General features: G+C 70.9%; 8 protein-coding genes. 5 read left to right on the forward strand and 3 right to left on the reverse strand.

Annotation, left to right across the window (positions count from 1 at the left end):
- Nucleotides 1–8 precede the first annotated feature (8 nt).
- Together ACIA5D_RS20225 and ACIA5D_RS20230 are read right to left on the reverse strand one after the other, a co-directional pair.
- Nucleotides 9–761, reverse strand: a complete 753-nt coding sequence (locus tag ACIA5D_RS20225; protein WP_396031641.1) for a sugar isomerase domain-containing protein — start codon at nt 759–761, stop codon at nt 9–11.
- Nucleotides 758–1,675 carry a MurR/RpiR family transcriptional regulator gene (locus tag ACIA5D_RS20230; RefSeq protein WP_396031642.1) on the reverse strand — a complete coding sequence of 306 codons (918 nt, stop codon included), beginning with the start codon at nt 1,673–1,675 and terminating at the stop codon, nt 758–760. The genes ACIA5D_RS20225 and ACIA5D_RS20230 overlap by 4 nt, the downstream gene beginning before the upstream one ends.
- Nucleotides 1,676–1,769: 94 nt before the next feature.
- Between ACIA5D_RS20230 and ACIA5D_RS20235 the strand changes: the two genes are divergently transcribed.
- On the forward strand, nt 1,770–2,714 hold the full coding sequence (locus ACIA5D_RS20235) for an N-acetylglucosamine kinase (protein WP_396031643.1): 945 nt from the start codon (nt 1,770–1,772) through the stop codon (nt 2,712–2,714).
- Here ACIA5D_RS20235 and ACIA5D_RS20240 read toward each other — a convergent pair.
- Nucleotides 2,668–5,334, reverse strand: coding sequence for an AAA family ATPase (locus tag ACIA5D_RS20240; protein ID WP_396031644.1), 2,667 nt, complete (start codon nt 5,332–5,334; stop codon nt 2,668–2,670). The two genes, ACIA5D_RS20235 and ACIA5D_RS20240, sit on opposite strands and share 47 nt — an antisense overlap.
- A gap of 147 nt (nt 5,335–5,481) precedes the next feature.
- On the opposite strand from ACIA5D_RS20240, the gene ACIA5D_RS20245 reads away from it, so the two are divergent.
- The 4 genes from ACIA5D_RS20245 (at nt 5,482) to ACIA5D_RS20260 (ending at nt 11,299) form a co-directional block, all read left to right on the forward strand.
- Nucleotides 5,482–5,835, forward strand: a complete 354-nt coding sequence (locus ACIA5D_RS20245) for an NAD(P)-dependent oxidoreductase (RefSeq protein ID WP_396031645.1) — start codon at nt 5,482–5,484, stop codon at nt 5,833–5,835.
- On the forward strand, nt 5,835–6,167 hold the full coding sequence (locus ACIA5D_RS20250) for an NAD(P)H-binding protein (protein WP_396031646.1): 333 nt from the start codon (nt 5,835–5,837) through the stop codon (nt 6,165–6,167). Before ACIA5D_RS20245 ends, ACIA5D_RS20250 begins: the two co-directional genes overlap by 1 nt.
- 269 nt (nt 6,168–6,436) lie before the next feature.
- Nucleotides 6,437–9,415 (forward strand): carbohydrate binding domain-containing protein, encoded by a 2,979-nt coding sequence (locus ACIA5D_RS20255; RefSeq protein WP_396031647.1) that lies wholly within the window; start codon nt 6,437–6,439, stop codon nt 9,413–9,415.
- A gap of 114 nt (nt 9,416–9,529) precedes the next feature.
- Nucleotides 9,530–11,299: a carbohydrate-binding module family 20 domain-containing protein gene (locus ACIA5D_RS20260; protein ID WP_396031648.1), complete on the forward strand. Its 1,770-nt coding sequence runs from the start codon at nt 9,530–9,532 to the stop codon at nt 11,297–11,299.
- Nucleotides 11,300–11,399 lie beyond the last annotated feature (100 nt).

Below are 11,399 nucleotides of genomic sequence, written 5' to 3' on the forward strand. Positions count from 1 at the left end.
TTCTTCCCTTATGCGGTGCGCCGGATGCGCCCGGCGTACCGCGCCTCAATCTGTGCGTTGTGTTCCTTGCCGCCGGGCACGTTGTCCGACAGGTAGATGGGCGGCGTGATGCCGTCCGCGATCAGGTTGGCGACGACCTCGGTGACGATCTGCTGGGCGAGCAGCGCCGCCGTGATCGACGAAACGGCGCCGACCGCTCCCCCGCCGGGCAGCGGCAGTGCGGCGTCGCCGTACGGCGCCCCGTTGTCGAGCACCACGTCGGCGATGTCGCCGAGCTTGCGGCCGCTCGGGTGGCGCGACTCGACCCCGGCCGAGTGCTGCGCCGAGGTGATCGCCACCAGGGCGTGGCCGCGCTCCTTGACCAGCAGCGCCATCTCGACGACCGCGCCGTTGATGCCGGAGTTGGAGGCGATGACGAACGCGTCGTCGGGCTTGATCGGGGCGAGCTGGTAGAGGCGGTGGGCGATCTCGGTGCCGCGCTCGACCATCGGGTCGGCCAGCGCCTCGATCGGGTCGCCGCCGTACAGGACGATGTCGCGCAGGGCGATCCGGTTGGTGGGGACCAGGCCGCCGGCCCGGCCGGCGATCTCCATGGCCAGCGCCTCGGAGTGCCCGCAGCCGAAGGCCTGGATCACACCCCCGTTGCGTACGGCCTCGGTCAGGATCTCCGCTGCTCTTCGTTTTTCCTGCTCCTGGCCGGCGCCGATCCTGGCGACCACCTCTTGCAGCGTGGTCAGGTACTGGTTGCTGGTGACACTCACGGTTGTCCTTTCGGGCGGCCGCGCTTGCGGGACGGGATCTTCTCGGGCAAGCGGTGGGCGTCCACGGCGCGGACCGTGAGCTCCAGCGCCTCGGCCGTGCGCTCGTAGGTGCGCTGGGCGACCGCCACGTAGATGAGGTCGAGCACCAGCAGCTGCGAGTGCAGCGCGGAGAGCGCGGCCAGCCGGAACGTCGTCTCCTGCACGCTGGTGGTGAAGACGACGTCGGCGACCTCGGCCAGCGGCGACCGGGCGTAGCTGGTGACCGCGACGGTCAGCGCGCCGTGGTCGGCCGCCTCGGCGAGGGTCTCGATCACCTCGCGGGTACGGCCGGAGTGGGACAGGCCGATCGCGACGTCGCCGGGCAGCAGGAGCGCGGCGTTGGTGAGCGCGGTGTGCGAGTCGGTGCGGTGCCAGACCGGAACGCGGATGCGCTCGAGGCGGAACGCCATCTCGCGGGCGGCGGTGCCGCTCGAGCCGAGCCCGAAGATCTCGACCCGCTTCGCCTCGGCGATGGCGGCGGCGACCCGCTCGACCGCGGCGACGTCGAGACCGGCGGCGGTGCTCTGGATGGCCCGGGTGTCGGCCGCGGTGACCACGCCGAGCACGTCGGTGAGCGGATCGTCCGGGGCGATGTCGCCGCTGATGTCGGTCTCCCAGCGGGCCTGCTCGGCCCGGCCGGTCTCGGTGGCGATGGCGACGCGCAGGTTCGCGTACCCCTTGAAGCCGAGCGTCCGGCTGAACCGGGTGACCGTCGCCGTCGACGTGCCCGAGCGCTCGGCCAGGTCGACGATGCTGGCATGCGCCGCGGTCTCGGGGTCGGCCAGAATCGTCTCCGCGATGCGCGCCAGCGCCTCCGGCATCTGCGGTCCCTCGATGCGGAGCCGCCCGAGCAGCCCGCCGCTCTCACCCGTCACGTGGTCGTCCTTTTCATCGAATGCCGTTGACGATGAAAATTACGACCGTGGACGCCGCTAGTCAATAAGAAGTTTCTATGCTTCGATCCTGACCATGGATCTGGTGGTGGGCGTGGACGCCGGCGGCACCGCGTCCCGGGCCGTCGTGGCCACCCTCGCCGGCGTCGTCGCCGGCCGGGCGGTCGCCGGCCCGGGAAATCCGCTCTCCCGCGGTCCGGCCGCCGCCCAGGCCATCGGTACGGCGGTGCGCGAGGCCCTGGCCGGGTGCGATCCCGCACGGGTGGCCGGCGGGGTGCTCGGGGTGGCCGGGACCAGCGCGACCGGCGATCCCGCGATCGCCGCGGCCTTCGCCGACATGTGGGCCTCGCTGGGCCTGACCTGCCCGATGCGCATCGTGGGCGACGTGGTCACGGCGTTCGCCGCCGGCACCCCCTCGCCCTCGGGGGCGGCGCTGATCGCGGGCACCGGCGCGGTCGCGGCCCGCATAGCCGGCCACGAGATCGTCGAGGTGGCCGACGGTCTCGGCTGGCTGCTCGGCGACGAGGGCTCGGGCCGCTGGATGGGCTTGCAGGCCTTGCGGCACGCGGTCCGCATCTGGTCGTCCCCGCTCGCCCGGGCCGTGGCCGCGCACGCCGCCGCGTCGTCGGCCGACGAGCTGGTCCGCTGGGCCCAGGCGCTGCCGCTCGCCGACATCGACGCCCTGGCGCCGATCGTCTGCGCGGCGGCCCGCGATGGGGATCCCGCCGCCGCGGGCATCGTGGCCGACGGCGTACGAAAGTTGCTCTCCACGCTGGATGCCGTCGCGACGCGGGGTCCCGTCGTTCTCGGGGGCGGGCTGTTGACGGGTGCCACGCCCGTACGCGATGGGGTGATGAAAGCTCTTGCCGAGCGTGAGATGACCACCGGGACCAGCCACGACCCGGCCGCGGCGGCGGCGTGGCTGGCCGCGCGCCCGCTGATCGGCACGGACGACGCCGCCCTGCACGCCGCCCTTACCGCAGGGCCGAGAGCGCGTCCCGCAGCGCCGCCCGTGAGGTGATGCCCAGCTTGGGGTAGACGCGGTACAAATGCGCCGCGACCGTCCGGGGCGAGAGCGCCAGCCGCTCGCCGATCTCACGGTTCGTCATCCCGGTGGCCGCGAGCTGCGCGATCTCCCGCTCCTGCGCGGTGAGCCCGCTGCGCGGCTCGGGCGCGGCCACGCCCGCCGCCCGCAGCTCGTTCCCGGCCCGCCGCGCCCACGGCCGCGCCCCCAGGGTCTCGAAGACCTCCTGCGCCGCCGCCAGCTGCCGCCGCGCCTCGGCGACCTGCCGGCGCCGGCGCAGCGTCTCGCCGTAGCACAGCCGTACCCGGGCCAGCAGGAACGGCCACTGGTCGGCGTCCGGGCCGGCGAGAGCACGCTCGAACAAGCGGACCCGGTCCTTGTCGTCGGCCACCAGCGCCTGCGCGCCGTGCACCGCCAGCGCCAGCCGCGACGACAACTGATCGAGCCGGGCCTCGCGGGCCGCCGCCACGTGGGCCCGCGCCTGCTCGTCGCGGCCGGTGCGCGTCGCCGACTCGACCAGGTCGAAGATCACCCAGAGAGCATGCGGCATGTACGGGCGCAGCACCCCGGCCGGGCTGATCTCGGTGGCCGCCCGGAACGCGGCGTCGAAGTCGCCCCGGCCCAGCGCCGCCAGGCAGTGGATCTCGAAGGCCATCGCGCGGACGACCAGGGCGCCGCGGGAGCGGGCCCACTGGTCGAGCTCCTCGGCGGCCGGCCCGGCCCGCTCGTCGCCGCGGGCCGCGCCGATGAGGTTGAGCACGTAGCCCTCGAAGCACCACACGTACCGCAGGTAGCCGAGGCCGGCGGCCAGCTCCTGCCCCTCGGCGACGAGCCGCTCGGCCTCGCCCCACCGGCCGTGCTTCCACGCGTCCACGCTCAGCGACACGATCGCGTTGATCGCCGCCGCGGCGGCGCCACCCTTGCGGCCGTCCTCGACGACCCGCAGCAGCGCCTGCCGGCAGTCGCCGATGCGGTCGGCGAAGACCGACGCGACGCCGAGGCGGATGATGTCGGCCGGGTTCTCCATTGCCGGCAGGCGCCGCAGCTCGTCCTCGAGCAACCGCACGGTGTCCGCGCCGAGCCGGGCCGGGTCGCCGTGCATCGCGCGGAGAACCACCAGCGACACCGGCACGCTCTCGCCGAGGTGGGCCATCGCCTCGTGGAACGGCGGCCACAACTCGGCGCGGCCGCCGAAGTAGCAGACCACGAGCAACAGCTGCAGCGCCTCGGACAGGGTTTCCGGGTCGGCGCGCGCGGCCTGCGCGCGCAGCGTGAGGGTGAGCAGCCGGTGCGGCGTGTCCACCACCGAGTCCCGGTTGAACAGGACGCTGGCCGCTGCCGTGGACAACTGCAGCGAGCCCGACGGGTCCCCGGCCGAGCGCCCAGCGATCTCGACCAGCTCCTCGGCGTTGCCGAGCTCACCGAGCACCTCGGCGCCGATGGTCGCCGCCTCGGCCAGCCGGCGCAGCCGGGCGTCCCGGTCGGCGCTGAGCTCGGCCGCCCGGGTCAGCGTCTCGACGCCGGCCACCGCGTCCCCGCGCGCCAGCACGATGTGCGCGGCCCGCTCGACGGCCCCGGCGACCGCCTCGTCCGGCTCGACCGTGGACTCGGCCAGGTGGAAGGCGCGCCGCACCGGATCGGACGCGCGGTCGGCCAGCGCCCGGTGGGCCCGGTGGCGCTCGCCCGGCGTGGACAGCCCGACGACGGCGAGCCGGCTCAACGGATGCCGGAAGCCGACCCGCCCGGACCGGTGATCGAGCGCGACGATGCCCTCGCGCAGGGCCGGGTCGAGGCTCGCCAGGTTGTCGGCCGATCCGGCCACGGCCCGCAGGTCGGCCGGCCCCGAGAGGGCGGCCATCAGCAGCAGGTCCCGCGAGGCGGTGGGCAGGGCGTCGATCCGGGCGGCGAAGACCTCCTGCAGCTTGCGGCTCATCGGCAGGGCCGCGGGCGCCGGCGTGCCGGATCGCGCGCCGGGAAGCTCGGTCAGCGCGAGGGGGTTGCCCTGTGCCTCCCCGAGCACTCGCCGCCGCGCGCGCGGGGACAGCGCCGGGAAGCGGTCCCGGAGCAACTCGTCGCCGGCGCGGTCGTCCAGCGGGTCGAGCATCAGCCGCGCCATGCCGCCGTGCTCGAAGAAGCCGGCCTCGCCGGTGCGCTGCCCGCCGATCAGCGCCGCGGGCAGCCCGCTGAGCCGCCGCGCGACCATGCCGAGCACGATCGCGCTGGAGCGGTCGAGCCAGGGAAAATCGTCGACGACGACCAGCACCGGCGCGGCGCGGCCGAGCTCGCCGAGCAGGGCGAGGATCGCATTGGCCAGGGCCAGGAAGCTGGGCGCCGCCCCTTCGGCCAGCCCCAGCGCGACGCGCAGCGCCGGTTCGGCGGCCGCGCCGTCACGCACCACCGGCATCAGCAACTGGTTGAGTCCCGCGAAGCTGATGCCCGCCTCGAACTCGACGCCGGCCGCGCGCAGCACCGCGTGCGCCTCGCCGTGGGCCCGCTCGGCGGCCGCGTCCAGCAGGGCGGACTTGCCGATCCCCGGCTCACCGGCGACCAGCAGGCTGCCGCCGGCGCGCACGGTCGTCAGGACCGTCCGTAGCTCGTCGTCGCGGCCGAAGAGCACGGCGCCTCCCTTGTTGGCATGACCTTCGAATCCTTGTCCCCGGTCAACCGTCCGGCAACAGCCATCTGTCCTCCGAATCACATATGTTTCGGTTCTCATAAGATATAAGATTCATAGCACTTCACCGGGCAAGCGCGGGAGCGCACCATGAGAATCGTCGTCTTCGGGGCCAACGGACCCACCGGACGCCTGCTGACCCAGCAGGCGATCACCGCCGGCCACCACGTAGTCGCCGTCACCCGGCGGCCCGGCGACTTCCCGCTGCGGCACGAGCGGCTCACGGTCGAGCACGCCGACGTACGCGACAGCGAGGCAGTCGGCCGCGCGGTGACCGGCGCCGACGCCGTCCTGTCGACCCTGGGCACACCGTTCAGCCGCGCGCCGATCACGCTGTACAGCGAGGGAATCCGCACCATCACGCACGCGATGGCGCAGCACGGCGTCAAACGGGTGGTCGCCGTCAGCTCGAGCGCCACCGCCACGCCGACGGCGGCTTCTTGATGAACTGGATCATGCAGCCGCTGGTGGTGGCCACGATCGGCCGCACCACATACGCCGACATGCGGCTGATGGAGCAGCACCTGCGCGACGGCAACCTCGACTGGACGGTGGTGCGCCCGTCGGGCCTGTTCGACGCGCCCGGCGTCACCGGCTACGAACTGCACGAGGACCGCGCACCCGGCATCTTCACCAGCCGCGCCGATCTGGCCGCCGCCCTGCTGGACCAGGCAACCGACACCCGGTTCCGCCACCGCAACGTCGCAGTCACCACCACCGCGGGAACCCCGACGGTGTGGCAGATGCTGCGGCGGGAGGCGCTCGGCCGCGACTAGACATTTGCTGGCTTGAGGAGCCAACCCGCACCCCCGAGCGGCACGGCCGGCGAGGCCACGGCCGATGTCGATGCGCCCGCAGGCCAAGCGGCACACAGATCGACAACCTTCTCCGCATGCGCTTGCAAAATCTATGGAAACTCTTCCAATCGATGCAAGTCGTTGCTAGCGTCACGACCAATATGAACGCGGGATTACACCCGTGTCACAGGCCTTGCCACGCATCCGTCCGCGATCGCAACGCCTCCAAGGTCGCTGGAGGAATCCCCATGGCCAGAAAGTGGCTCACCGCCGTCCTCGCGGCACTGGCCGCCATCCCCCTGCTCGTGGTCGGCCCCGCCGAAGCAGCCGCCGCGAACACCGTCACCGTCTACTACAAACCATCCACCACCTGGACGACGGTCAACATCCACTACGCGCCCACCGGCGGCTCCTGGACCGCCGTCCCCGGGGTGGCGATGACCGCCGCCTCCTGCGCCGGCTGGTACCGCAAGGACATCGACCTCGGCGCCGCCACCGGCATGCAGACCACCTTCAACAACGGAAGCGGCACCTGGGACAACAACTCGGGCCGCAACTACAGCGTCGGCGCCGGCATCGTGACGATCACCGGCGGGGTGGTCACGAGCGCGGACCCGTGCACCGTCACCACGCCGCCCGGCGGCGACAACACAGCGACGGTCTTCTACCCGAAACGATGGGCGACCGTTTACCTGCACTACGCGCCCGAGGGAGAGGCCTGGACGACGGCACCGGGCGTACCCATGGACGAAACCGCCTGCGACGGCTGGGCGAAAGAGACCGTCGAGCTCGGCGCGGCCACGTCGCTGCAGGCGACTTTCACCAACGGCTCGGGGACCTGGGACAACAACAACGGCGGGAACTACCGGCTGAGCGCGGGCACCTCGACCGTGAAGGACGGCGCTGTGACCGGGAATGCCACCGACCCGTGCAGCGCGGTGCCGGCCGACACGACCGCGCCGAGCGCGCCGGGCGCCCCGACCGCCTCGGTCGACCACGTGACGGTCACTCTCGGGTGGACGGCGTCGACCGATGACCGGGCAGTGACGGGCTACGAGATCACGCGCGGTGGCGGCAGCGGCGGGACCGTGGTGCTGACCAGCGGCTACCACACGTACATCGACGGAAGCCTGGCGGCATCGACCACCTACACGTACGCCGTCCGCGCGGTCGACGCGGCCGGCAACCTTTCGGCGCCCAGCGCGACAGTTTCCATCACCACCGGAACGGCGCCGCCGCCGGCGGCCGGGGGCGCGATGCTGGGCGGCGATCCCCGCAAGGAAAGCATCTATTTCGTGCTGACCGCGCGCTTCTACGACGGCGACACCTCCAACGACCGCGGCGGCAGCCAGGGCATCGCCTCGGGAAACGCGGCGAACCACGACCCGATGTTCCGCGGCGATTTCAAGGGGCTCGTCGACAAGCTCGACTACATCAAGGGCCTCGGGTTCTCGGCGATCTGGATCACGCCGGTGGTGCTGAACCGCTCCGATTACGACTATCACGGGTATCACGGCTGGGACTTCTTCCGGGTGGACCCGCGGCTCGAGTCGCCCGGCTCGACGTATCAGGATCTGATCGACAAGGCGCATGCCAAGGGCCTGAAGATCTACCAGGACGTCGTGTACAACCATTCCTCGCGGTGGGGCGCGAACGGTCTTTTCGTACCCAAGGTGTGGGGTGCGAAAGACGGGCAGTGGGACTGGCTGTACAGCACCAAGGTGGACGGGCAGCAGTACGACCCGCTGACCGAGTTCCACGGCACCGACCCGGCGCTGACCGCGCAGCAGAACCAACTGGCCCAGGGGCGGCCCTACAACGGCGATCTGTGGAGCACGGCCGAGCCGGCCGGGAACACGTGCCGCAACTGGGGCACGCCGACCGGGCAGTACAGCGCTCAGGGGTACGCGATCCACAACTGCCAATGGCCGTCGCCGGCGAGCGGCATGTTCCCGTCGTCGCTGTACCACCAGTGCTGGATCGGCAACTGGGAAGGTGAGGACTCGCGGTCCTGCTGGCTGCACGAGGACCTGGCCGACTTCAACACCGAGAACCCGGTTGTCCAGCAATACCTGATCGACGCGTACAACAGGTACATCGACATGGGCGTCGACGGGTTCCGCGTCGACACCGCCGTGCACATTCCGCGCGTCACCTGGAACCGCCGGTTCCTCCCCGCGATCCAGCAACACCTCACCCAGAAGTACGGGGCGGCGAAGGCGCAGGACTTCTACGTCTTCGGTGAGGTCGGCGCCTTCGTCAACGACAAGTGGAACCGCGGCTCGGTCAACCACTCGGCGCAGTTCTTCACCTGGAAGGAGCGCCGCGAATATTCTGCCGACGACGTGACCGCCGCGCTCGAGCAGTACAACTACGAGGAGCAGGTGGGCACCGGCAGCCAGCCGGTCAGCACGAACGCGTTCCTGAGCGGCAACGCCTATCACGCGCCCGACCGTTCGCAGTTCTCCGGCATGAACATCATCGACATGCGGATGCACATGAACTTCTCGGACGCCGGCAACGCGTTCCGCAACGGGAAGGACTCGGACGACTCGGTCAACGACGCGACCTACAACGCGGTCTATGTCGACTCGCACGACTACGGGCCGAACAAGTCGTCGACCCGGTACACGGGCGGGACGGACGCGTGGGCCGAGAACATGTCGCTGATGTGGACGTTCCGCGGCATCCCGACGCTCTACTACGGCTCGGAGATCGAGTTCCAGGCCGGCAAGCAGATCGACTGCGGCCCGGCCTGCCCGCTCGCCACCACGGGGCGTGCCTACTACGGCGACAAGGTCGAGGGTTCCGTGACGGCCGCCGACTACGCAGTGGTGAGCAGCGCGACCGGCACGGTGGCGACCACCCTCGCCCAGCCGCTGGTCAGGCACGTGCAGCGGCTCAACCAGATCCGGCGCGCGGTCCCGGCGCTGCAGATGGGCCAGTACTCGACCGACGGGGTCAGCGGGGACATCGCGTACAAGCGCCGCTACACGTCCGGCTCGGTCGACAGTTTCGCGCTGGTGGCGGTCTCGAACAGTGCCACATTTTCCGGAATTCCGAACGGCACGTACACCGACGCCGTAACCGGTGACGTCAGGACCGTCACCAACGGCACGCTGACCGCCTCGGTCGCCGCCAAGGGCGACCTGCGGGTGTACGTGCTCGCGCTGCCCGGAAACCCCGCTCCCGGAAAGGTCGGGGTCGATGGACCGTACCTCCGCTGACCAGCCTTTCGGTCTCCCTCGACCGCCTGCCCGGCCCTTCGACCCACAACCGTCCCTGTCCGCTCGAACCGTGGCCCCGCCCTACCCCGGCCGAGGCCCCTCAGGAGGTCACCGATGAGAACGCGCCGCTGGGCGATCCCCGGCGTCCTGGCCCTGCTCACCGCCACGATCACGGTCGCGATCGGCCGTCCCCACCAGGCCGACGCCAAGGCCGACGCGAACCCGGGGCCGCGGGACGTCATCGTCCACCTCTTCGAATGGCCGTGGGCGTCGATCGCGTCCGAATGCACCACCGTGCTCGGGCCGAAAGGCTTCGGCGGTGTGCAGGTTTCGCCGCCGCAGGAGCACGTGGTGCTGCCGGGCTCGGGCTACCCGTGGTGGCAGGACTATCAGCCGGTCAGCTACCAGCTGACCACACGGCGGGGCGACCGGGCGGCGTTCGCGTCGATGGTCAGCACCTGCCACGCGGCGGGAGTGAAGATCTACGTCGACGCGGTGATCAACCACATGGCGGGCGGGGCGTCCACGGGCACGGGCAGCGGCGGCTCCACGTACGGCCACTACTCGTATCCGGCCGTGGCGTACGGGAACAACGACTTCCATCATTGCGGGCGCAACGGCAACGACGACATCGCGAACTGGGCCGACCGGTGGGAGGTGCAGAACTGCGAGCTGGTCGACCTCTCGGATCTGGCGACGGAGTCCTCCTACGTACGCGGGAAGCTCGCCGGCTATCTCAACGACCTGATCTCGCTGGGCGTGGACGGATTCCGGGTCGACGCGGCCAAGCACATCCCGGCGTCCGACCTGCAGGCCATCTACGGGCAGCTCAGCGGGTCGCCGTACATCTTCCAGGAGACCATCGAGGGCGGGGCCGGCGAGGTCAGCCCGACCGAGTACACCAGGCTCGGCGACGTCACCGAGTTCCGGTACGGCGACGTGGTGGGCAACGCGTTCCGCGACGCGAACCTTTCGGGGCTGCAGAACCTGCCCGGCCAGATGCTGCTCGCAAGCGGGGACGCGGTGGCGTTCATCGACAACCACGACACCCAGCGAAACGGGCGCGCGAAACTCACCTACAAGAACGGCGCCACGTACGGGCTGGCCGAGGCGTTCATGCTGGCGTATCCGTACGGGACGCCGTCGGTCATGTCCAGCTTCACGTTCAGCAACGCGGACGCGGGGCCGCCAGCGTCCTCCAACGGGACGACGTCGGCGGTGAACTGTTCGGCCGGATGGGCCTGCGAGCACCGATGGCGGACCACGGCGAACATGGTGGGCTTCCACAACGCCGCCTACGGGACGTCGGTGACCAACTGGTGGTCCAACGGCGGCAGCCAGATCGCGTTCGGGCGTGGCTCCAACGCATACGCGATTTTCAACCATGACGGCGGGACGCTCAGCCGTACCTTCACCACGTCGCTGCCGGCGGGAAACTATTGCGATGTCGCCAACGGCGACGTCAGCAACGGGAGTTGCACCGGGCCGACCTACACGGTCAGCTCGTCGGGCACGTTCACGGCCTCGGTGCCGGCGAACTCCATGGTGGCGTTGCACGTGAACGCCCGCGTCGGCGCCACGTCGACGGCTTGCGCGTCGGTGGCGGTGACTTTCGCGGTCAACGCGACGACCGTGTGGGGCGAGAACGTGTACGTGCTGGGCAACCGGGCCGAGCTGAGCAACTGGAACACCAGCGGTGGCGTCGCCCTATCGTCGGCGACCTATCCGGTGTGGCGGGGCACCGTCAGCCTGCCGCCCAACACGTCCGTCGAATACAAGTACGTCAAGAAGAACGGCTCGGCGGTGACGTGGGAGTCCGGGGCCAACCGGACCCTCACGACGGGCACCGCGTGCACCCAGTCGGTCAGCGAAACCTGGCGTTAGCTCCTGGCGTTAGCTCCTGGCGTTAGCTCCTGGCGTTAGCTCCTGGCGTTAGCTCCTGGCGTTAGCTCCTGGCGTTAGCTCCTGGCGTTAGCTCCTGCGT

The sequence above is a fragment of the Actinoplanes sp. NPDC051513 genome, assembly GCF_044454685.1.
Taxonomy (GTDB): domain Bacteria; phylum Actinomycetota; class Actinomycetes; order Mycobacteriales; family Micromonosporaceae; genus Actinoplanes.